Here is a 21,610-nt window from a genome sequence, read left to right on the forward strand (position 1 = left end):
CGCTTCCCGTGAAATGGCTGCTGCGATTAATCCCCCTGCTCCTTCTGCTGCCGCTGCTCCTTATTGCGGCAGCATGGGTTTTCTTTCCGCAGATTGCCCCCGCCCTTCTCCGTCCCGTTCTTGAAGCTCCCGGACGCCAGATCGAGATCACAGGCCTCTTTCGGCCCGGCTTCAACTCGATAGGCTGCCTTGCCCTCACAGCCGCTGTTGAGGTGCCGCCGGGCCCCTGCTCCCCGGACACCACAGCGACCCTCTACAAGGCAGCACTCAAGAGGCCGCAGCTGCACTGGAATACCGATCTTTCGAAGCTCGCCGCCACAGGAAAAGCCACCATCACCCTTCGCATCACTGCCGACAGCCTGCAGTTCGGACCCGACTCCAAAGCATTCAGTTTTTCCGATACCGACCCTCTTGCCGGAGTGGAGATGAGCATCTCGCTGAACGGCCTCAATGCGCCGACATTCACCCCGCTTGCCGCCTCGTATGTGGTTGATGATGCAGCCATGGATGCCGGCGGGTTCAAGGCCCGGGGCATCAGTTTCCCGTTTCTGGCAGCGGCCAACCGGGGATGGGCACCAGAAAAAGCCGACATCAGGGTACGGAGCCTTGAAAACGAGTCCGGTCCATTGCCCGTAACCGCCATCCGGGCCACCCTCATCGCTCTGCCCGACACAAGCAACCATTGCACCCTCACCCTCAACAATTCCTCCCTGGAACTCTTCGGAATGAGGGCCTCGACCGACACGCTTGCCTACAATATGCTCCGGAATCGGGCCGCATTCCAGCTCGATATCGAAAACGCCGATCTTCTACGCCTGCAGGGAGCCAAAGCAGGCGGGCGAACAAAGCCCTTTGCCACAGGGGTCCTGCAGGGAAGCATTCCTATCGTCTACAGCGACTCCGTCTTGAGTATAGAGGGTGCCCGCATCTCGGCATCAAAGCCCCTTGCATTCCATTGGTACGACCGCACCATGCACGAGTGGCTGTCGATCGAGCCGGGCAAGGGGCCCATCATCGGGAACCTCAAGGCCCAGATATCGGTCGGAGGCCCGGAGGGAATAGGGCTTACATCCCTCTCGGCAGGAATGCTTCAGGGAACCCTCAAAGCCAAAACCGCCCGAACTCAAGCGCCATCCGGCAGGAAGCCTATCATCGTAAGGATTGAAGGCGTCGATGCCCTGCAGACGGTCAAGTTCCACGGAGCCTATAAAGGGGCACTCAAAGGCCGGATCTACGGGACATTACCCCTCACTCTTGAGAAAAAGGGGTTTGCGATCCATAACGGCACCCTCCGCTCAGAGGGTGGAGGCACCATCTCAATCCGAGACCCGAAAACCCGAATAGAGACCTCCTACAGATTCACGGAGCCGATGGCGAACTTCACCCGTTACCCGACCGGTGCCCTTACCCTCGATTTCAGCATGAAAGAGCTCAAACGCAAGGCAGAGGGCGGAGAACTGCTCCTCACCCACCCTGCAGGCAGAGCCATGCTGTGGAGCGATCCGGCGTCCCCTGACATGGTACGCCTTACAAACTTCAGTGCAGGATTTTTCAACTCCACCCTCAGCATAACCGAAGCACGCTATGACATGCTGAAGGGCAGCGGAAACAGCGTGCTGCATTTCAGCAGCCTCCCGCTGCAGAAACTGCTGGACCTGCAAGGCACGAAAAAACTCTATGCAACCGGCACCCTTCTTGGCAACATACCCGTCAGAATGGAAAAAGAGAGCATCGCAATCAAGAACGGCGGCATGCGAGCCGAGGAATCCGGGCAGATCATCTATGCCACCACCCCCGAGGAGCGCGCCGCCGCCAACCCCGGGCTCAGAACCACCTATGAGGCACTCACCAACTTCCTCTACATGCAGCTCACCTCTTCAATCGACATGGCTCCTGATGGCGAGTCCCTTTTAACCGTCCAGCTGAAAGGCCATAACCCCGAATACCAGGGCGGGCGCCCGGTAGAAATCAACCTCACCATCCGCCAGAACCTCCTCGACCTCATGAAAAGCCTGAGCATATCCTCCGACATCGAGCGCTCGATTTCAGAAAAAGCGCTCCGAAGGGAGAACTGAGCCGCAGGATCTCCTGTTTTCCTACCCCCCTGTACCCAAGCTTCCATTTTCCTACATCTCCGTATCTTTTACGACTCCGGGATGAGATTGGGTCAAGATATAAGCCATTATAGAATAGCAACTTAACAGATAGCCTGATCCCGGCACGGTTATTGCAAAAGAATAGTGAGAACCGTATCGCAACTTCTGCACCTTTCCGTTCACCAATCAGGAACACCCACAGCATCATGACAACCCGAACCATACACCCATGCATCACCCCGTACGGAGGACTTGAGGGGATCGAGTTCCGTGATCTGGCCTCGAACAGCAGAATGGACGGCGGATTCATTGCCGGCCCCCAGATCCTCAAAACACCATTCGGCGACGTGGTCCCCCAGTTTGAAACGGAAGACATGGGGCGCCGTACCCTTAAACCGCTCTGCTTCTACAAGGACGGAACACCAAAATCCATCCCCCTGCAGACCCGGACGATGCTCATGACCCCCATCGGGCCGCTCTCGGCCGAACTCGTGACATTTTACCCCTCCGGTGCGCTGAAACGGGTCTTTCCGCTCGACGGCAAGCTCAGCGGGTTCTGGTCCTGGCAGAATGAGCTGAAGCTCGCCGAGAAGCTCAGCTTCGACTCACCGCAGGGTGCCTTGCATGCGAAGGTTATTGCATTCCGGTTCTATGAAAGCGGTGCCCTGAAAAGCCTCACCCTGTGGCCCGGAGAGTCCCTGGCCATCATGACACCTCTGGGGATGATCACAGCAAGAAAAGGGGTCTCGTTTTACGAAAACGGGGCTGTCGGCTCCCTCGAACCCCTGAAAAAGACTATGATCGAAACGCCAATCGGCGCCATGAGGGCCTATGACAGTGAACCCAACGGCATCCATGGTGACACCAACTCCCTTCAATTTACGCAGGACGGCAGCATCAAGGGCCTCAGCACGGTGGACGAAGCGGTTGAAGTGAGCATTGAGGGTGTGAAGGAAGTGTTCCGCCCCGGACTGAAAAACAATGTCTGCGGTGACGAGCGGAAGGTGAAGGTCCCCATGCATATACGGTTCAGGGGCGAGCGCGTTTTCATCAACAGCGAGGATGGGGAAGGGTTCAGTGTCGAAAAGTGCCGGGCGACAGGACTGGAAACCCTTATCGGCGCCGACGAGCCATCCTACTCCTGCGGAGGCTGAGCGGCTGAGGTTCCGGCGAGCCATCCTGTGGAAAAAGCCGCCTGCAGGTTATAGCCGCCGATTTCGCCGGTGTAGTCGAGCACTTCACCGGCGAAATACAGCCCTGGGACCAGTCGCGACTCCATCGTTTTAGGGTTCACCTCCCCAAGCACGACCCCGCCAGCCGAAACCTCACCCTGCTCCATCGGGACCTTCGAGACCGAACCCAGCGGAAACCGCTTCAGCACCGAGAGCAGGGAGTGCCGGGCTTTCTTCTGCAGTCCACCCCAGACCGTGTCGTCTCCAATACCGGCGTGCCGGAGGATACAGGCCACAAAAGCGGTCGGGATGGTGCCGTTAGGATGGTTCCCGCCAGTAATCCTGCCGGTGGGGGCAATCGGACATGACTGCAGGAACTTGCGCACCATCTGCCCTCCGTTACGCGCTGCATGAAGGAGCAGTTCATCCTCCAGAGCAGCCTCCTCATGGAAGGGAAACAGATCTGCCATCATGCTGCAGGACCCGGTGGACTGCATGATGAGGGCAACATCGCGTGATAAAGAGAGCACCGCAGGGCCGCTGAGGCCGCGGTGGGTGAAGAGCACGTCCCCGTTCCGGGAACTCTTCTCTTTTCCCGAAGAGGCATGAAGGGTTACGGAGCGGAGGGCGATACCCGAAAGTCCATTGCAGGGAGGGTCGATGAGGTAGACGGGTGCGAGTGCCGGGGAGAGGGGCGTCTTTTTATGGCCGAGCGAGACGCCAAACCGGACGCCGTCCCCCGTCGTACCAAGCTGCGGCCATGAAGCGCCGCCGGTTGCTATGATCAGTCGTTCCGCCCTGAACATGCCCCCCTCCGTATCCAGCTCAAACATCCCCTCCCTCCTCTTGACCCGCATCACTCTTGAAGCATACATCAGCATGCTGCCGGCACGCTGCATCCTCCGGCTGAGGGCCTCGGCAACCGCATTGGCATCACCGCCCGCTGTAAACACCTTCCCGTCGGGGCGCACCTCAAGCCCGACCCCTTCGGCATCCATCATGGCAGTGATGTCCTCATTAGTGAAGCTGTGGAGGGCATGGCGGAGAAAGCGGCGCTCCCCTTTCCTGAGAAACCCCTCTTCAAGAATGGCATCAACCGGTCCGGCATGGGTAAGATTGCATTTCCCGCCGCCGGATATCCTGATTTTCTCACCGGTACGACGGTTGCGCTCAAACACCACGACGGAACCCTCAGCCTTCGACCCGCCCCCCTGAACCGGTACCCTCAAAGCTGCAAGAGCTGCAGCCATGCCTGAGGCTCCGCCGCCGATGATGGCTACCCTGCAGTGCTTCATGCCCGATCCTTGATGCCCTCACCATCACGAAGATCCGGAAACGGGTGCAGAATGATCGTCGCACCACCATCAATACCCTCGAACAGGTCCGCACCGGAGGCAACCGGCGCCGTATCGACAGCATCCGGAGCTGGCCGCAAGTGAGCGTAGAGCAGAAACGCCACGCCAATGAACACCAGAATCCTCAAGAGCCTTTTCTTTGAAGGAAGCTGAAAATATTTCCACCCTGAAGCATGCATGCTGTTGAGGATCATTCTCTTGTTTTGGGTACCGCCACTGAATCATGCTGCTGCAGCCTGCGCCATATAACAAACAGGGAGAGCATGAAAACCGATATGAGCATAAGATAGGCAAAAAGAACGTTCCCGCAGATAAACACCATCGGCATCCGCTAGAGATCCGGGTTCAGAGAACGGGCGAGGAGAATGGAAAAGCAGGATACCGAAAAGAGAGCCGAAGCAGGCTCCCGGGTCAAGAGGATCCCGTTTTGATACACCCTTCCTCGCCCAGCCCCTTCTCGGAACAAGACACTGCAGGCCATCCCAGTCCGGAAGGCTCACTTCTGCATGCAGGTCAATGCGGATGCGATGCGCATTAGATTGATCCGGCCGTCGTTCATGAACCGGTGCCGCAAGCATTTCATTACCAGGGGGGAGCGGGATGAGGGAAACAAACGTTATTTTATGAGAGCAGCCAGTTAAACCAATACGACAGTTCAAGAAGAGACCCCTCCGCCATGCATGTCAATGTATACCTGCTCTCTATCATCATATTCTCTCTCGGCCTCCTTACCGGAGCACTCGCGATCTTCTTCACCGGGAGAAAATACAGGGTACCCTCAAAAGGAAAAATCGGCATAGGGCCATCCAGCGTGGCCGGGCGCGGGGCATTCGCCCTGGAAAAAATCAATGAAGGGGAGGTACTCGAACGGTGCCCGGCTCTTGAGGTGAGGGACACTGATGTCGGAGGAGAACTCGTAAACTATGTCTTTTACGGAAACACCGAGCGCTCGCGGCTCGTCGTGATGGGCTACGGGATGCTTTTCAACCACTCTTTCGAGCCCAATGTCGCCTACTGGCTCGACGATACGGCCACCGGCCCTGAACTGGTGCTCTATGCGCTCCGGGCAATCAGCAAGGGAGAAGAACTCTTCTACAATTACGGCAAAGAGTGGTGGAGCACCAGGCAGGAGGCAGTGTAAGCTCCCCTGCCCGCCTTGCCCGGTCTCTGGTGGGTCTATACGCCCGAAGTCCGAAGAAGCCTGCCGAGCTTGCTGAACCGGTAGTAATGCGCCCAGCCGTGCTTCAGCCAGTGGCCGAAAAGCGGCATGGGAAAAAAGACCTCCTTGATGCCGTCAGCGTAAACGAAGCCGGCACCGTTTCCGATATCCATGACACAGAGGATGTTCAGGTGCTCGCGGTAGCCTTTCAGGGTTCCCTCGCGGCCCTGCACGGCAATCGAAGCGTTGTGTGCGGCGTTGACGGCCATGGTTTCAGCCAGATGGCCCTGCTTGGCTTTCCATTCGGGACCCTCGAGCGCTGCCGAGTCACCGATTGCGTACCACCCTTCGATCCCATCGATGCGGCAGTAATCGTCAATCATAATGAAGCCTGACGGGTTCAGCGGAAGATTCGACTCCTTGATGACCCGGTGGCCGTCAAGCGCGGAGATGAACATGGTGAAATCGCTCTCCAGACGGCTGCCGTCCTCGAACATGACCCCGCCCTCGTCAAAGCCAGTGATTTTCTTCCCGTACCGTGTCTTGAACCCGTTATCCCTGAACATGCCGTCCATCGCCTCAAGCGCCTTCCTGCCCATTCTGGCTCCCGGCTGCGGCATCGGGGCGAAAAAGGTCATCTCATAGCGGTCACGGATGCCGAGCTTCTTCAGCTTGTGGTGCAGGTTGAAGAAAAGCTCGAAGGCCGGTCCGCCGCGCACCGCGCTCTTATCCTTTGGATTGCCCCCGAACCCGAAAGCGATCTTTCCGCTCCCCTTTGCGATAATGGCATCGACCCGCTCTTTCAGGTAGAGTGAGTTCTGCGGGCTTGCGCAGATGGAGCGGGCATGCTCCATGCCGGGGTACTGGATCTTTGCGGCGCCGAGCGCCACGACCACAGCGTCCGTTCCACTCCGCTCCCCGCCTTTTTCAAGCCACACCCTGCGGCTCTCCGCGTCAATGGCCGTGACTCGGTCGATGGTCAGGGTGAAGCCGTGACGCCGGGCCAGTTTTTTGAGCGGGATGGACGCGTCGCTGTATTTCAAGGTTCCGACCGGTATCCATATCGATATGGGAAAAATGAACAGGTGGTCTCGGTCTGATACCAGTTCAACGGAGAATCCCTTCTTGCGGAACGCAATTGCCGCTTCAGCGCCGGCAATGCCTCCGCCGAGTATGAGCACACTCTTTATGTTCTTCACTGCATTATGCTGTTTGTCGTGATAATATGCATGCCTGAGGGGCACGGAGTGACGACATTATAAGCATATGCCAATAATTATGAAACAATAATTCGGAAACTGTTTTCTAACGCTTCATGTCAGTCTATGGAGGAGCAGCGCCCACGGCGTACCATGGGGCGGCCGCAGTCGGGGCAGTCAAGGGTCCGGCAGGGTGTGCCGTTATGGTGCGGTATTTCGGTCCCGCAGTGGAGGCAGACACAGATTCCCGGCTCGTCAGGCTCGCCGTTTGGATCCTGCGGCTGGATGTGGCCGCCCTCGATGCAGATTGAATGACCCTCGACGAGCGCCAGAGCAACCTTACGATGTGCAGAGTCCAGGATACGGCCGAAGGTCTGGCGGGATACCTTCATGAGGCCGGCAGCTTCGGCATGGTAGAGGCCGAGTTTGTCAGCAAGACGGATGGCCTCGAGTTCGTCAAGCGTGATCACCACGTCTTTCAGCCGTGAGGGAGACACGCCCTCCGGCTTGAAGCAGGTTGCCCTCGGCTTGCCGACGACACAGCGGCACAGGACCGGCCTGCCGGGGCGGACGGGTTTTCTCCGGCTGCGGCTTTCGCTCCCTTCTCCCATCACTCCTCGGTGCATATACTGCCGGAAACCATTGCGGTTGCCGTACGGATGATGAGAAAAAGCACGACAATGGCCAGAAAGGCGAGCTCAAAAAACGCAATGCTCCGGAAAAAAGGGTTTTCAGTGAGGGAGAACATTTTCACGGAAGCCAGCACCCTCGCTGCGATCGGAAAAGAGTACGCCCACCAGGAGAGGTGGAACTCCAGCCGTGAAAGCGAAGGGAGACGGAAGAGCAGAAGGACGAAGAGGTAGAGGGAAAAGTAATAGAGAATGCGGGCAAATGCATCAAGCTGGCCGCCGTTCAGGCTGAGATAGGCGAGAAAGCCGAGTGCCGGAGGGGCAAAGAGGATGAAGAGGGTCGGCATGAACCGCTCGGGAATGGAGGCATGGAAGATCATCCGGTTCATGACGATGACAAAGAGGGCGATCCAGAACACCAGGCCGAGAGAAAAGAAAAACCATGAGAGCTCGAGGTTCCCGAGCCTTACGCCCGAAAGAGGGACAATGATCGAGCCAATAATCGGAATAAACCAGGCCGGAGTCATGTGGCTGATCCTGTAATGGGGTTCCGACATCCAGCTGGAAATGATGGCGACAGACGAGGTGAACTGCAGAAATACACCGACCATGAAGAAATAGCGGGCTGTCTCGATGTCGCGGACAAGAAACACCGCCGAAAAGATGAGGAGGACGATGGCCGGCAGAGGAAAGAAATTGATCAGGACAGGATGGGCCCACTCAAGAGCGACCTCCCCCGGATACAGGAGGGATTTCAAGAGGTAGGCAAGTACGGAGACACCGCCGATAGAGAGCGTGAGGTAGAGCAGCCAGTCAGAGGTAAGAGATCCCATACCGGCAAGCGGCATGCTCCGCTGCACGGCCAGCGTAAAGCCGGCCATGCCGAGGACAAGCGAAAAGAAGGTGACAGGAAAATGCCGGAGGCGCTGGATCTTTTCCATGGCAGCGGGTGTCCTGCGTTCAGGTTAAAAAAATCGGAGCGGCCCTCAGGAGGCGGCGATCGATGTCGAAAGCTCGAAAACCGGAGGATCCTGGATATGCTTCTTCACTGCACAGAGGTTCGCCGCATTGATGACCGCATCGCGGTACTTTTCCGGAAAATCGGCCGGAAGCTGGATGTCAATGACGATTTTACCGATCCCGCGGCCACTCTCTTTGGGGAAATGGGACTGCACGATACGGATGTTGTCGGTCGGGATCTGGCGCTGCTGACAGAAGGAGTAGACGTAGATGCCGGCACAGGTGCCGATGGAAGCAAGGAAGAGCGCGAACGGCTCGGGAGCAGAGCCCTCGCCGCCTCCGTTTGGAGACTGGTCGGTATGAATGGTGAATCCTTTGAACTCGGCATTGACTTTCTTGCCGCCGCCGAACGAAATGATCATATCGTTGCCCATGATGTAAGATAGAAATAAGGGTGTAAGGAGATGCTCTGAAACAGATCCCGGCCAAAAGGGGGGATGCCTATTATAAGCATATGCTCATGTAGAACCAAATGCAGAAATCCGCCCGGCCGGAAACCTCAACGCAGCATGAAATAAAGTCCGCCAGCCGTCCATACGGCTATTTCCGTCACCTCGCTGACCGCCCCGAGAACGTCTCCGGTGACTCCACCTATTTTCTTACTGGAGAGCCAGCCGATGAAGAGGGTTGAGGCAAGAGACGCTCCTGTAGCAATGACAACAGCACCCGGGGTGCTTTTCAGGACGAAGACGATGATCAAAAGGGCTGAGAGGGAGGAAACAACGGCATGCTTGCGGCCCGCCCCCACAACAAACCCCTCCGCCGTGCCCCCGCCGCTGCGGGCGTAAGGAAGCGCAACGGCAAGCGCCACCTGAGCCGTGCGCGCAAGCACCACGCCAGCAATAACCCAGTCGAAGGCACCGAACGAAAGAAGCTGTTCAAGGGCAACCCACTTGAAGAGCAGGAGAGAGCCAAGACCCAGAGCACCGAACGAGCCGACATTGGGATCTTTCATGATCCTGAGGGCCGAATCGCGGTCGCGCCCGCCCCAGAATCCGTCGAACATGTCTGCAAGGCCGTCGGCATGCATGCCACGGGTAACCACAAGGCCGGAGACAACCATCAGCGCAGCACCGAATCGGTCCCATCCCGCCAGGTATCCGATCCAGCCGGACCCGGCCACGAAGAGGCCGAGCAGCAGGCCGACAGCAGGAAACCAGTAGAGGGCAGAGCTGAACGACCGGGCCTCTCTGCCCGGAACCGGAAACACGGAGAGCGTCCTTAGTGCAGTAACAAGACCCGTCACAAGACCATTAAGCATCCTCTTACTCCCCCTCTTTTCCGGCTACGCAGGCAGAGCTGAACGTTGCCATTTCGTTGTATATCCGTATTGCCCCCTCGATCACATGCATGGCAAGCGCACCGCCCGTTCCCTCGCCGAGTCGAAGGTCGAGATCGAGAATCGGTCGAACTCCCTGCGACTCCATCACCGTTCTATGGCCCTGCTCGTTGGAGAGATGGCTGAAGAACAGGTACCCGGACGAGGCCGGACAGAGCTTCATTGCAGCAACGGCTCCTGCCGTTGAGATGAAGCCGTCGACCACGACCGGAAGCCGGACTGAAGCGGCACCGAGGATGAAGCCTGCGATGCCGGCGATTTCAAACCCGCCGAGCGCAGCTAGCGTCCCTAGCGGTGTTCCACAATGTAGCTGATTGATCTCAATGGCGCGCCTGATCACCGTTTTTTTATGCTCCAGGCGCTGGTCGTCTATTCCGGTTCCCCTTCCGGCGATCGTCTCCGGCGCTATACCGAGAAGCACAGCATAGAGCGCGGTTGCCGGCGTCGTATTGGCAATGCCCATCTCCCCTGTTCCAAGCAGGTGGTAACCGGCCTCATGGGCGGAGAGGGCTATGCCGGCTCCCGCCATAAGGGCAATAAGGGTCTCGGCTTCCGTCATTGCAGGCCCTTCGGTAATGTTCCGGGTGCCGCGCCCGACCTTCCGCTGAACGAGGCCCTCAGTCTCAGGGAAATCATGGTTCACGCCCATGTCGACCACGTCGAGATCTGCTCCAGAATGGCTGGCGAGGACATTGATGGCCGCTCCGCCGGAGAGCATGTTGTAGACCATCTGGGGTGTCACCTCGGCCGGAAACGCCGAGACACCCTCTATAGCGACGCCGTGGTCGCCGGCGAAACAGCAGATCTTTTTCTTTGTGAGCACCGGCTTCAGGCATCCGGTAGCCCGGACGAACTGCAGGGCAATCTCCTCCAGACGGCCGAGGCTCCCACGGGGTTTGGTAAGGTCGTCGAGATGCGCCTGTGCGGCCTCCGTAAGAGTGCCGTCAACCGGCTGGACCGCATCGATGAGGGTCTGGAACTGTTTCTGCATGGAGGGTGTGTCAGAAAAAAGGTTGCGCAATGATGAGGGTTTGGTCATTTCAGTTTAAGCGGCAGCCCGCTGGCCAGGAGCCATGCTTCATCGCTCCGGGAGGCAACACGCTGATTGATGATGCCTGCCATGTCGCGGAACCTGCGGGCCATGGCGTTTTCGGGCACAATGCCCATGCCCGTTTCATTGGTGACGATGACCAGGGAACAGGGCGGCTGCAGGAGGACTTCAAGGAGGGCATCAATTTCCGCCGAGATGGCCGGTTCATCGTCACCGAAACGGTGCATGAGATTCCCGGTCCATACCGTGAGGCAGTCAAGCAGCACCACATCGGTCTCCTCTGGGACATTTTTCAGTGCCCGGGCTATCTGAACCGGCTCCTCAATGGTCTTGAACGCCGAACCGCGTTCCTCCCGGTGGCGGCCGATGCGCCTCTGCATCTCAATATCGAACGGTTCGGCCGTAGCAAGAAACACCCTCCGCCGATGCTGCATGGCAAGCCTCAAGGCAAAGGTGCTCTTGCCGCTCCGGGCTCCGCCCGTCACAAAGACAATCTTTGTCGGTTTATCCGTCATGCCCGCCTCCTCCTTGTGTCAAACAGGCTGCATGAATCAAGGAAGTCAGCCTCAGAAAAGATTTCCATGGTAAAGACCCGCTCAAGGTCGGGATGTGTTTTGAGTCTCTCCATCACCATGTCGAGAATCGTGGCATCAAGGTGGCGGAGCGAGACATGGTCGCGCCCTTCCAGCACCCCATGCACATGCAGCACCCTCGCCCGGTGCAGGTAACGGTCGAAATACTCAGCGGCCGGGAACCCGCAGAGCATCATATGGCCGACGTCAAGCGTCACCGAGAGACCGAGGTCATCGACCACCGGCCAGATGTGTTCGTAGGGATAGTTGAGGGTTTCGACCGAAAACTCGCTGGCAGAAGCATCCGTGGAGGAGAGCAGGCGTGAGGCAGAAGCGCGGAACGCATCGGCGAAGCGCATGAGGGCTGACTGGTCAAAGGTGTTGACGTCAACACCCTTTCCCGCTTCAGCATGCACCACATAGGCCGAACGCGGCAGATCGGCCGTGAGTTCGACGATGCGCATGCACTTCGCTACCGAGCGCTCCCTCTCATCCCTGTCCCTGTGGCCGAGATAGGCGTCGAGCGGCAGATGGACCGAGTAAGTGAGGTCATCTTCTGCGGCAAACTCAATAAGACGCCGCATATCGTCGGCCGTTGGCAGGTTCGAGAACTCGTCGGACTCGAAGAGGACGAGCTCTATGTCGTCCACCCGCTTTCTGAGATACTCCACATTAGGGATGATCGCATCCGGAATGATGTAGGAAGTGGTCCCGAAGCGGCAGGGGAATGCATGCTGTGATGCCATCGATATCAGGTTGGTTGCTGTTGCTGCAGTTTCATGATGAGCTCGTGCATCGTCTGCCACGACAGGGCGCCTCTTGCCGTCATATCGGCAGCGAGGCGGCTGGCGGCTTTATACTCCGTATAGTCCCGATCTTCAAGGCCCCGGGCGATGAACACCCGCAGGCCCTGGCGCAGTGCTTCGTCTGCGATCTGAAGGTTGACCAGGTTGCCTGAACCGAAAGGCACATGGGTGATGATCAGGGCATCGGCTTCGGCCACCATCCCGCGGGCTTTATCTGCCGCCTCCTGCCCGACCGCTGAAAAAGGCTGTTCAAGCACTGCGGGGATGGAAAGCGCCCGGGCCGCTTCGGCATCGGAATCAAGCTGGTTGAGCACACCCGTCGTAACGCCGAACCCCTCGAGAACCAGGCGACGGTAGAGCTCGATGCCGCTGCCCCCGCCGGCGACCACATGGGTACGGATTGCAGGGCTGCCGCTCATCTTTCGCCCTTCAAGGTTCCCCGTCACCTGGAGTGAACCCGTAAAGGGGTCCAAACGGACCTGGAGTTCGCAGTCATACACCCGGCCGAGCAGGTCTGGGCGAAGGACTTCGTGCGGCGCCCCGTCGGCGGCAAGCCGGCCCTCATACATGAGGAGCAGGCGGTCGGAGACGGAGGCTGAAAGCGTGAGGTCATGGCTGACGAGCACGATCGTCAGCTGCTGTTCGCGGTTCAGGTTGAGCAGGATCTGCAGCACCTCGTTGCGGTGATTGATGTCGAGATGGGAGATCGACTCGTCGAGCATGATGATGCGCGGCTCCTGCGCCAGCACCATGGCAAGCGCAACGCGCTGCTGCTCGCCGCCGCTGAGTTCCCCGAAATACCGGTTGCGGAGATCGAGAACGTCCGTGTAGATCATGGCGCGCTCGACAAGGTCGTGGTCATGGGGGGAGAGGCGGCCGAGCAGCCCCATAGACCCGACACGGCCGTTCATCACGATTTCAGCGACGCTGAACGCCATCGGAGCATCAAGCTTCTGCGGCACCACCCCGAGCAGCGATGCGCGCAAAGAGGGCCGGAGAGTACAGACATCCTGTCCGAATAACTCGACCGACCCGGCAACAGGCTTTACAAGGGCCGCAGCAGTCTTCAGAAGGGTGCTTTTGCCGCTACCGTTGGGGCCGATGAGGGAGACGAACTCCCCTTCCCTGACAGCAAAACTCACCCCGTCGAGCACACGGCGGTGGCTGTAGCCGGCAGTTACGTCCCTGAATGTCAGTGCTTCGCCTGCCATCTCAGCTGATCCAGGCCTGTTTCATCCGCTTCTGGAGGATAATGAGGAAAAATGGGCCTCCGGCAAGCGCAGTGACGACCCCGACAGGTATTTCGACAGGAGCGATGAGGGTACGGGCGAGAGCATCGCACATGACGAGAAATACCCCGCCACCCAATGCTGAGAGCGGAATCAGCTTCCGGTGGTCGGGTCCGAACGAGGCCCGGACCACATGCGGCACGATGAGCCCGACAAACCCTATCATGCCTGACAGAGAAACTGCGGTGGCTGCAAGCAGGGTTGCAAGCAGCAGGCCGAGAACGATGATGAGCCGTGCATTGATACCCTGGTAGTGCGCCATGTCGCGACCGAGCACGAGGGCATTCAGCGGCCGCGACAGCACCCAGGAGCCGATGAGGCCGATCGAGACCAGAAGGGACGCAGCGAGCTGCTGTGAAGATGAAGCGGGTTGAAGACTTCCGAGCATCCACCAGATGACATTGTGCAGTCCTTCCACGCTTGCACTCGAAACCAGAAACATGATGATGCTCGAGCATATGGCGCTGACGATTACTCCCGCAAGAATCAGGCTGTAGACCGATGGCTGGCCGCCTGTGCCCTGGCTGGCGATTGCGTAGACGAGGATGAGGGTCAAGACGGCGGACACAAAAGCGATGACCGGAAGGCTGAAGGGAAGAGCAAGAGAGGCCCCGGCCAGAATGCTGATTGTGGCGCCGAGCCCCGCCCCGCCGCTCACGCCGAGTACGTAAGGCTCTGCCAGAGGGTTGCGGAGCAGTGCCTGAAAGACCACGCCGGAAGCCGAGAGAGCGGCACCGGTCATGAGCCCCATCAGGAGTCGGCTGAAGCGAAGCGACAGGATGGCATTGCCTGAAGGGGTCTGGAGGTCGGGAATGCCGATGCCGGAAGGCCCCAGGAGGAGCGAGAGCACGAGAAGGAGAGGAACGGCAGCAAGAAAGGCCACCACCCGCAACCGCCGGGGCTTCCGGGCCGTGAACCGGTTATCGGCACAGACCGCCTTTTCAGGGTTTCTATAGATGGAAGGATACTTAATCTTCCACTCCTTTCTGGGCAGGGATGCCCGCTTCGTAGCCGTGCTTCAACATGGTCATTTCGGTAGCGGTATCGGCCAGGTCCAGCAGCTCCTGAGGCGCATTGCGGCCGGTCAGGACGACGATCTTCCCGTCAGCGGCACCTTTGATGCCGGATATGAGGGGTGCAGACTCGATAAGCCCTCTGGAGAGCGCGAAACAGACCTCGTCGAGCAGGACGAAATCGCAGTCGGGGTCGAGAAGGGCGGCAAGTGCGGCCGACAGCCCTTCGGCCGCGGCCTCCCTGTGGTCTGCCATCTGGGGGCTGTCAGGGTCACGCGGAAGGAATCCCCTGCCATGCTGCGACCACTCCACCAGCGGTAAAGCGCTGAAAAACTTCTGTTCGCCGACCTCGCCGTCGGATTTCACGAACTGAATCACCCGTGCACGCATGCCGTGGCCGAGCGCACGGGCCAGCATGCCGAATGCCGCAGTGCTTTTGCCTTTGCCGTTGCCGGTAAAGAGAAGGATACGCCTTGCATTTCTCTCAGCCTCACCCATCGCAGTGTTCCGTTGTTATGAGTTAATGTTGGTCATTGTAAAAGAAAGTGGCCGATGGCTGCCGACAGCAGAACCCCGCCCCCGAGAAAAAAGAATGCCGTCAGCCGCATGAGCCCTATGGCACCCCGAAGCGTCCGGGCATTGCAGCGCTCAGCGCGTACGCCAAGGACCGGCGCCATATCCGGCACCCCGCCATAGCTGCGTTCTCCACCGAACATCACCCCCAGCGCACCGGCAAAGGCGGATTCCGGATATCCTGCGTTGGGGCTCTCATGAAGAGCTGCACCCTCCCGGACAGCCCTGAATATATCAAAAACCCGCAGTTTCGCGACTGCAGCCGCAAGCGCTATGGCAAAGACGGTCAGCCGTGCAGGGATAAAGTTGACGAGATCATCGAACCGGGCCGATGCCCATCCGAACTCCATATAGCGCTCATTGCGGTACCCGAAGGTTGAATCAAGCGTACTTGCCGCCTTGTATGCAACTACGCCGAGAGGCCCAAGAAGGAGCGCGTAAAAGATCGGGGCAGTCACTCCGTCAACAGTATTCTCTGCCACGCTTTCGGTGGCGGCAAGGGCAATGGCGTCTTCATCCATCACCTCCGTATCGCGACCGACCATCCATGAGACCCGCTGCCGGGCTTCTTTGAGTCTTCCTGCCGCAAGCGGACTGAGCACGGCAAGGGCGTGGTCGGCAAGGTCACGCGTGGCGAAACAGCTGTACATAATAAGCACCGAGACGACATCGGCAAAAAGCGGGTGCAGTGCCGCCGCGCCCCTGATGACGGCCCAGGCCGCACCGGAGGAGATTGCAATGACTGATGCCGCGGCAAGGATGCCCTGAAAGCGAAGCGGAAGCGCGGTGCGGCGGAGCCGTGCTTCAAGAGCGGCAGCAAGGCTCCCCATCGCACGGACCGGATGCGGCAGCCACCTGGGGTCGCCGAATGCAAGGTCAAGCAGGAACGCCGCCAGAACAAGCCACACCGACTCCATCATGGCATCACCTCACGAAAGAGAGCGATGAGGCGGGTGTTTTCATCGGGTGTCCTTACGGCAAACCGGAACCACTCCCCTTCCAGTCCGCGGAAGTTTCTTGCATCGCGCAGATGGATCCCCTTCCTGGTAAACTGAGGGAGCAGAACATCAAGAGAGCGGGTCGAGCGGGCGAGGAAGAAATTCGCACTGCCGCCATAGAGCGTGAGACCCTCGATTGAGGAGCACTCCCGCTGTATCCTTTCACGTTCTGCAGCGAGCATCTTGCGGAGCGACTCCTCCCACGTGCCGCATCCGGCCAGCCTCCCGGCCACCTGCTCGGCCACAGCGTTCACCGTCCACGGCTCCTTGTGGAAGAGCAATCGTTCAATGACATCGGGATGGGCGACAACCGCACCGAGGCGAAGCCCCGGAAGGGCATAGAACTTCGTCAGGGAGTGCACCACGACCACGTTCTTCATGGCCATGACCTCCCGCATCAGCGAATTCCGGGGAAATGCCGCGGTATACTGGATGAACGCCTCATCGACAATAAACCACTTTTCAGGGAACCGGCTTGCGAGTCCCGGCAGCATCCCGGGCGGAAGTTCAGTTCCTGTCGGGTTGTTGGGGTTGGCGAGGAACAGGGCGTCAACACCGTCCATTGCAGAAACCAGCCGCTCGAACGATGGCATCGCAAAACCGTCCGCCTCGCTGAGTTCCATCCATACGACTTCCGCACCCGCAATGCGGCATGCCCGCTCATACTCGTAGAATGAGGGTGCAGGGATAAGCACCCGCCGGAGACCGAGGGCCCGCGGCAGGAGGTAGATGCCCTCAGCGGCCCCGTTCAGAGGAAGCACCGAATTGGGATCAAGTTTGAACCGGTCCACATAGAACGAACGGATCCCTGCCCCGTCGATGGAGGGGTATCTCATCAACTCAGAAGGCTCGACGACGACCGGGCCGATCGGCGGAAGAACCGGACTGATGTTGATGCTGAAGTCCAGCATGGCGCCCGATGAAGCCGGAGAACCCCCGTGCGTATGGTCATAGAGACTGCTCACACGCGCTCCTTTGGCGACAGCCTGCCGGCAAGGGCAAAAAGCCTGTCAAGATCAAGATTGTCTGAAAAGTGCCGGGCAAGCATGTCATAGCTGCGGTCCGACTCAAGCCGGCGGCTGATCTCCTCCCCGGGAGGCGTGTAGCTGGAATCAGCCTCCTCCAGGAAATGGTGGCGAAGGGAGGGTTCATCGAAAATACCGTGGAAATAGGTGCCCATAACCCGTCCGTCTTCGCTCACCACCCCGTCGGTATCCTCGCTCGGCAAACCGTTTCGCTCGGTAACCTGCAGAAACGGGCGGCATGAACCCTCGACAGCCGTACGGCCCATATGGATTTCATACCCTGAAGCCGCCACATCGGCACCATGCAGTCTGCCAAGGGAATTTGAAAGATATTTCTCCTTATCCAGCACGGTGCTGACTTCCAGAACGCCAAGCGCCTCGCTCGTGCCGGGCTCTCCTTCAAGCCCGTGCGGATCGGCAATGCTCCGACCGAGCATCTGGAACCCGCCGCAGATACCGAAAATCATGCCTCCCGAACGGCGGAATGCACTGATCTCTTCCTCCCATCCCATGCTCCGGAGCCACTCAAGATCCCCTCGTACGTTTTTTGATCCCGGGAGAACCAGCATCCTGTACCCCTCAAGCGAACGGGGGCGGTGCAGATAGTGAAGATCGACCGACGGATCCTCTTCGAGCGGAGACAGGTCTGTAAAGTTTGAGATATGGGGAAAATAGATTGCCGCCACGCCTACCTTGCCTTCAGCAGGTCCTCCACCGGGATCTACCTTCGCCTGAAGCGGAACAGCATCTTCTGCATCAATGGTAAACCCCCTGAAATACGGAATGACGCCGAGCACCGGCACACCGCTCATCGCTTCGAGCATCTCCACGCCCTCCCGGAACAGGTCAATATCACCCCGGAAACGGTTGATGATGACCCCTTTGACGAGCGCACGGTCTTCGGGAGGGATGATGGAAAGGGTGCCCACAACCTGGGCAAATACGCCCCCGCGGTCGATGTCGGCAACAAGAATCACCGAAGCTCCCGCTTCACGGGCCGTACGGAAGTTCACGAAGTCGCGCTTATAGAGGTTCATCTCTGCGCAGGACCCCGCGCCTTCAATAACCAGCAGTTCATGCTTTGCCATCAGCCGGTGCAGGCTCTCGAATGCCGCAGCCGCCCACTTCGAGGTATCTTTGAAATACCCCTTCGCACTCTCGGTCGAGGATACCTTTCCCTGCAGCACGACCTGCGCACAGGTATCGGTGTTGGGTTTCAGGAGGACGGGGTTCATGTCGGCAGTCGGCGCAACCCGGGCCGCCTCGGCCTGAACGACCTGAGCGCGGCCGATCTCCATACCATCCGGCGTCACTCCGGAGTTGTTCGACATGTTCTGCGCCTTGTATGGTGCGACATCAATGCCCGCATCGCGGAATATCCTGCAGAGCGCCGTAACTACGATGCTCTTGCCAACGTCGGAGGCAGTGCCGAGAACGGCTATGGAATGTGCTGTCATCAGAGTTTTTTCCATGCTTTAAGGTCTTTCAATCCCTTGAGGATCTGCGGTGCAGGGTATACGAAATGCTCGCCGTTGAGCTCTACCACATGGCATTTCGCACCCTCCAGCGGCACTACGCATCCATGGGCGCTGTCATGCAGCACGAAAATGACATCGGGGCTGGTCAGCCGAACCAGTTCGGCAACGGTCCTGATCTCCTCTGACTTGTTCAGATGCCGTATGGTCGGATGATTTTCGACAACATTGAAGCCTGCAGCAGTAAATATTTCATAAAGATAGGTCTCCCTACCGAATGAAAACGGGGAGCCGGCACAGCTTGAGAGAATGAGGGTTCGTTTACCGTCCCCATGGACTTCTGCCGCTGCCTTGCGCCATTTGGCGGAAAACTCTGCAACACGGCGATCTCCGTCAGGAAGATCCAATACATCGGAAATCACGCGGATGCTCTCCTCTACTTCACCCATCCCTTTGAAACCATGAAGTACGACTCCTCGAGCGTTCTTAGGCGTCACCCCACGAAGCACCTTCGGATCAGTCCAGTCGGACGTAAAGATATAATCGGGATGGAGACGGGCAATGGCCTCCCCGTCAGGATCAATAATGCCGCCTGTTTTAGGAAGGTCCATGAAATCATAGCGGCTGACACCAACTATTCGATCTGCCACTCCGAGATACTGCAGCATATAGGTGATGAACGGGGACTGGCTTATAATGCGATCCGTTGCAGAAACCTCTGCTGATGTAAAGAAAAGCAGAAGCACCAATACAATTCTCTTCATGATTAATACGCGATTAACTGATGAGCGGAACAGGCCGGCATTAGCAATGAATGCCGGCCCACCGGCTGAAAATGTTCTTTAAAATGAGACTTTAACCCCGGCATACGCCGAACGCCCGACACTGGCATACGTCCAGGCCTCCTCATAATATGCATCAAACAGGTTATCAATGCGCCCGTACAGCCTGACCTGGCCGTTCAGGTCATATGAGGCAGAAACATTAGCCAAAAAGTAGCTCTCAAGCTTTCCGGTAGTATTGCAGTCGGCATCCTTCGCGCCGCTATCCCTGCGAGAGCCTACCCACTGCATTGATCCATGGAGTTTGGCTTTTTTGGTCGCATTCCAGGAACCACTGAAAGCAACCTTATTTTTGGGGCGGCGGACCAGTTCCTCATTATCCGCATCCTGCGTATAAGTGTAGGTATGGTTCAATCCAAAGAACAGATCGGATGTCAGCTGCCACTCTGCAAAACTTTCCACACCGGTAATGGTCGTTGACCCGGCTATCTGGGTATACAGCGATGTGGCACGGTCAAAATCGATCCGGTCATCAACCTCGGTATGGAAATAGGTCGACCCCACTTTCAGGACAGGACTGAATCTATGCTCGAATCCAGCATCCCAGGCAGTACTGGATTCCGCCTTCAGTTCCGAGTTTCCATAAGGGCCGAATAATTCATAGAGAGATGGTGCCTTGAATCCTGTGCCATAACTGAACTTATAGACTGTATTGCCGTAGGTGTAGGACGGAGCAAGCCTGTATGTGTATGTATCCCCGAATATTTCATGGTTATCGTAACGGACACCCCCGACCAGCTTCATATCTCCGATACTCCATTGATCCTGAAGAAAGATGCTCCCGGTATACGCCTCCTTGCTCAGCATGGAGGCAGGACTGAAATCCTCATTCCGCATATTTTCGTTCTGATAACTCACCCCCAGACTTGTCACATGCGCATCGATGAGTGACAGGTCACCCTGCCATCCAATCTCATAGGTGTGTCCATGAAAAGTATCCTCAGAAACATCACCGGTCCTGTTGTCGCGATTCTGATCGCTTATATTGAGATATGCTGTACTGAACAGGGACTGGTACTTCATTTTCAGGGCAACCCGTCCACTGAACTGCTCTGAATCAGTCGTCTTTTCGGGAACGTCAGCCCCGAACGAGTCAACATCCACCCGCGCATCCGTATACCTGAACGTACCCTCAAGCGAGGTTGTTTCATTGATTCTGGCGCCAATATTCGCTGACAGTGTTGTATTTGCATACCCATCTTTTTCAAATGACAAATTCGTTGGATTGATGCATGCATTGTTTTCATCATAGACTGAAAAGCCATCAGTTTTCAAACGGGAAAGCGCAAAAGCGTAGTCAACTTTCCCCTGACTGCCGCTGGTTCCACCATAAAACTTCATCGTCCCGTACGATCCGCCTTCAGCACCGACATAGGTTGCAGGGACTTTTCCGCCTTTCTTGGTGATGATATTAATGACGCCAGCAAGCGCACTACCGCCATAAAGCACGCTTACCGGACCGCGAACAATTTCAATTCGCTCAATATTATCGACCGTCAGATTCGAAATATTTGGAGCTCTGTTCGGGTCACTCGGATCATTGGACGGAATCCCGTCGATAAGCACAAGAGTATGCTGGGAATCGGCACCCCTCATGAAAACGCTTGTTTTAGTCCCCATTCCACCGTTTGCGGCCACATCAATTCCCGGTGTCCCCTTGATCAACTCCTCTACGGTCTCCTGCCCGGAATTCTCAATTTCCTCTGCCGTAATGACGGTAACAGAGCTTCCTCCAGCATCGCTGATTGAGTTGAGGGTTTTCGTTGCAGATACCACCACCTCATCCATCATGTAGGTTGGAGAAGCCTCTTCTGCAAACGCTCCCCGGCTCGAGAGCAGTCCGAGCATGACGGCGAGAAATACTTTTTTGTTCATGATTGTTCCTGTGTTCAGTTATGGATTATTGAACAGACAGGGGTTAGCTGAAGGGTGCGTATGACACTGAAGCGGCATTTCCTTTTTGGATTCCAGAACAAAGCATCATTGACTGTGAGACC

At 57.6% G+C, this 21,610-nt stretch carries 21 protein-coding genes; 3 read left to right on the top strand and 18 right to left on the bottom strand.

The features are described 5' to 3' along the window. Window positions 1-8 precede the first annotated feature (8 nt). Together A3K90_RS00740 and A3K90_RS00745 are read left to right on the top strand one after the other, a co-directional pair. Entirely contained in the window at window positions 9-2,075 is a 2,067-nt protein-coding gene (locus tag A3K90_RS00740) for a YdbH domain-containing protein (RefSeq protein ID WP_303680701.1), read from the top strand. Window positions 2,076-2,302: 227 nt separating this feature from the next. Further along, entirely contained in the window at window positions 2,303-3,250 is a 948-nt protein-coding gene (locus A3K90_RS00745) for a hypothetical protein (protein WP_303680702.1), read from the top strand. Here A3K90_RS00745 and A3K90_RS00750 read toward each other — a convergent pair. Both A3K90_RS00750 and A3K90_RS00755 read right to left on the bottom strand, forming a co-directional pair. Next, entirely contained in the window at window positions 3,232-4,563 is a 1,332-nt protein-coding gene (locus tag A3K90_RS00750) for an aminoacetone oxidase family FAD-binding enzyme (protein ID WP_303680703.1), read from the bottom strand. The two genes, A3K90_RS00745 and A3K90_RS00750, sit on opposite strands and share 19 nt — an antisense overlap. Beyond that, entirely contained in the window at window positions 4,560-4,817 is a 258-nt protein-coding gene (locus A3K90_RS00755) for a hypothetical protein (RefSeq protein ID WP_303680704.1), read from the bottom strand. Before A3K90_RS00755 ends, A3K90_RS00750 begins: the two co-directional genes overlap by 4 nt. A gap of 482 nt (window positions 4,818-5,299) precedes the next feature. On the opposite strand from A3K90_RS00755, the gene A3K90_RS00760 reads away from it, so the two are divergent. Then, the gene (locus A3K90_RS00760; protein ID WP_303680705.1) at window positions 5,300-5,764 is read left to right on the top strand and encodes an SET domain-containing protein; all 465 of its coding nucleotides are present in this window, start codon (window positions 5,300-5,302) and stop codon (window positions 5,762-5,764) included. 35 nt (window positions 5,765-5,799) lie between these two features. Here the strand turns inward: A3K90_RS00760 and A3K90_RS00765 are convergent, their stop codons facing one another. The 16 genes from A3K90_RS00765 to A3K90_RS00840 form a co-directional block, all read right to left on the bottom strand. Then, complete coding sequence (locus A3K90_RS00765) at window positions 5,800-6,972, bottom strand: NAD(P)/FAD-dependent oxidoreductase (RefSeq protein WP_369690398.1); 1,173 nt, start codon at window positions 6,970-6,972, stop codon at window positions 5,800-5,802. 128 nt (window positions 6,973-7,100) lie between these two features. Further along, a complete protein-coding gene (locus A3K90_RS00770; protein ID WP_011357862.1) occupies window positions 7,101-7,592 on the bottom strand; it encodes a DUF134 domain-containing protein in 492 nt (163 codons plus the stop codon). Beyond that, window positions 7,592-8,551 (bottom strand): SLAC1 anion channel family protein, encoded by a 960-nt coding sequence (locus A3K90_RS00775; protein WP_303680707.1) that lies wholly within the window; start codon window positions 8,549-8,551, stop codon window positions 7,592-7,594. Before A3K90_RS00775 ends, A3K90_RS00770 begins: the two co-directional genes overlap by 1 nt. A 45-nt stretch (window positions 8,552-8,596) precedes the next feature. After that, the gene (locus A3K90_RS00780) at window positions 8,597-9,004 is read right to left on the bottom strand and encodes an OsmC family protein (protein WP_303680708.1); all 408 of its coding nucleotides are present in this window, start codon (window positions 9,002-9,004) and stop codon (window positions 8,597-8,599) included. A 125-nt stretch (window positions 9,005-9,129) separates the two neighbouring features. Then, on the bottom strand, window positions 9,130-9,891 hold the full coding sequence (locus A3K90_RS00785) for an adenosylcobinamide-GDP ribazoletransferase (protein WP_303680709.1): 762 nt from the start codon (window positions 9,889-9,891) through the stop codon (window positions 9,130-9,132). Window positions 9,892-9,895: 4 nt separating this feature from the next. Then, entirely contained in the window at window positions 9,896-10,960 is a 1,065-nt protein-coding gene (cobT, locus tag A3K90_RS00790) for a nicotinate-nucleotide--dimethylbenzimidazole phosphoribosyltransferase (protein WP_303680734.1), read from the bottom strand. 44 nt (window positions 10,961-11,004) lie between these two features. Then, complete coding sequence (gene cobU / locus A3K90_RS00795) at window positions 11,005-11,535, bottom strand: bifunctional adenosylcobinamide kinase/adenosylcobinamide-phosphate guanylyltransferase (RefSeq protein WP_011357867.1); 531 nt, start codon at window positions 11,533-11,535, stop codon at window positions 11,005-11,007. After that, complete coding sequence (cbiR, locus tag A3K90_RS00800) at window positions 11,532-12,338, bottom strand: cobamide remodeling phosphodiesterase CbiR (RefSeq protein ID WP_011357868.1); 807 nt, start codon at window positions 12,336-12,338, stop codon at window positions 11,532-11,534. Before cbiR ends, cobU begins: the two co-directional genes overlap by 4 nt. A gap of 5 nt (window positions 12,339-12,343) precedes the next feature. After that, window positions 12,344-13,609: an ABC transporter ATP-binding protein gene (locus A3K90_RS00805; protein WP_303680710.1), complete on the bottom strand. Its 1,266-nt coding sequence runs from the start codon at window positions 13,607-13,609 to the stop codon at window positions 12,344-12,346. 1 nt (window position 13,610) lies between these two features. Beyond that, window positions 13,611-14,579 (bottom strand): iron ABC transporter permease, encoded by a 969-nt coding sequence (locus A3K90_RS00810; protein WP_011357870.1) that lies wholly within the window; start codon window positions 14,577-14,579, stop codon window positions 13,611-13,613. A 76-nt stretch (window positions 14,580-14,655) separates the two neighbouring features. Then, entirely contained in the window at window positions 14,656-15,198 is a 543-nt protein-coding gene (locus A3K90_RS00815) for a cob(I)yrinic acid a,c-diamide adenosyltransferase (protein WP_011357871.1), read from the bottom strand. 32 nt (window positions 15,199-15,230) lie between these two features. After that, the gene (gene cbiB, locus A3K90_RS00820) at window positions 15,231-16,193 is read right to left on the bottom strand and encodes an adenosylcobinamide-phosphate synthase CbiB (RefSeq protein ID WP_011357872.1); all 963 of its coding nucleotides are present in this window, start codon (window positions 16,191-16,193) and stop codon (window positions 15,231-15,233) included. Then, on the bottom strand, window positions 16,190-17,236 hold the full coding sequence (gene cobD / locus A3K90_RS00825) for a threonine-phosphate decarboxylase CobD (RefSeq protein ID WP_303680711.1): 1,047 nt from the start codon (window positions 17,234-17,236) through the stop codon (window positions 16,190-16,192). The genes cbiB and cobD overlap by 4 nt, the downstream gene beginning before the upstream one ends. Next, complete coding sequence (locus tag A3K90_RS00830) at window positions 17,233-18,768, bottom strand: cobyric acid synthase (RefSeq protein ID WP_303680712.1); 1,536 nt, start codon at window positions 18,766-18,768, stop codon at window positions 17,233-17,235. Before A3K90_RS00830 ends, cobD begins: the two co-directional genes overlap by 4 nt. Continuing rightward, window positions 18,753-19,535: an ABC transporter substrate-binding protein gene (locus tag A3K90_RS00835; RefSeq protein ID WP_303680713.1), complete on the bottom strand. Its 783-nt coding sequence runs from the start codon at window positions 19,533-19,535 to the stop codon at window positions 18,753-18,755. The genes A3K90_RS00830 and A3K90_RS00835 overlap by 16 nt, the downstream gene beginning before the upstream one ends. 78 nt (window positions 19,536-19,613) lie before the next feature. Continuing rightward, window positions 19,614-21,488: a TonB-dependent siderophore receptor gene (locus A3K90_RS00840; RefSeq protein ID WP_303680714.1), complete on the bottom strand. Its 1,875-nt coding sequence runs from the start codon at window positions 21,486-21,488 to the stop codon at window positions 19,614-19,616. Window positions 21,489-21,610 lie beyond the last annotated feature (122 nt).

The organism is Pelodictyon luteolum (assembly GCF_001622165.1).
GTDB lineage: Bacteria > Bacteroidota > Chlorobiia > Chlorobiales > Chlorobiaceae > Chlorobium > Chlorobium luteolum_B.

Bases quoted from the DNA above. Each gene is read 5' to 3' on its own strand.
- A3K90_RS00840 (WP_303680714.1), bottom strand. From the start codon at position 21,488: ATGAACAAAAAAGTATTTCTCGCCGTCATGCTCGGACTGCTCTCGAGC.
- A3K90_RS00775 (WP_303680707.1), bottom strand. From the start codon at position 8,551: ATGGAAAAGATCCAGCGCCTCCGGCATTTTCCTGTCACCTTCTTTTCG.
- cbiR (WP_011357868.1), bottom strand. From the start codon at position 12,338: ATGGCATCACAGCATGCATTCCCCTGCCGCTTCGGGACCACTTCCTAC.
- cobU (WP_011357867.1), bottom strand. From the start codon at position 11,535: ATGACGGATAAACCGACAAAGATTGTCTTTGTGACGGGCGGAGCCCGG.
- A3K90_RS00835 (WP_303680713.1), bottom strand. From the start codon at position 19,535: ATGAAGAGAATTGTATTGGTGCTTCTGCTTTTCTTTACATCAGCAGAG.
- A3K90_RS00770 (WP_011357862.1), bottom strand. From the start codon at position 7,592: ATGGGAGAAGGGAGCGAAAGCCGCAGCCGGAGAAAACCCGTCCGCCCC.
- cobT (WP_303680734.1), bottom strand. From the start codon at position 10,960: ATGCAGAAACAGTTCCAGACCCTCATCGATGCGGTCCAGCCGGTTGAC.
- A3K90_RS00760 (WP_303680705.1), top strand. From the start codon at position 5,300: ATGCATGTCAATGTATACCTGCTCTCTATCATCATATTCTCTCTCGGC.
- A3K90_RS00805 (WP_303680710.1), bottom strand. From the start codon at position 13,609: ATGGCAGGCGAAGCACTGACATTCAGGGACGTAACTGCCGGCTACAGC.
- A3K90_RS00785 (WP_303680709.1), bottom strand. From the start codon at position 9,891: ATGCTTAATGGTCTTGTGACGGGTCTTGTTACTGCACTAAGGACGCTC.
- A3K90_RS00750 (WP_303680703.1), bottom strand. From the start codon at position 4,563: ATGAAGCACTGCAGGGTAGCCATCATCGGCGGCGGAGCCTCAGGCATG.
- A3K90_RS00745 (WP_303680702.1), top strand. From the start codon at position 2,303: ATGACAACCCGAACCATACACCCATGCATCACCCCGTACGGAGGACTT.
- A3K90_RS00755 (WP_303680704.1), bottom strand. From the start codon at position 4,817: ATGATCCTCAACAGCATGCATGCTTCAGGGTGGAAATATTTTCAGCTT.
- A3K90_RS00780 (WP_303680708.1), bottom strand. From the start codon at position 9,004: ATGGGCAACGATATGATCATTTCGTTCGGCGGCGGCAAGAAAGTCAAT.
- cbiB (WP_011357872.1), bottom strand. From the start codon at position 16,193: ATGATGGAGTCGGTGTGGCTTGTTCTGGCGGCGTTCCTGCTTGACCTT.
- A3K90_RS00815 (WP_011357871.1), bottom strand. From the start codon at position 15,198: ATGGGTGAGGCTGAGAGAAATGCAAGGCGTATCCTTCTCTTTACCGGC.
- A3K90_RS00830 (WP_303680712.1), bottom strand. From the start codon at position 18,768: ATGGAAAAAACTCTGATGACAGCACATTCCATAGCCGTTCTCGGCACT.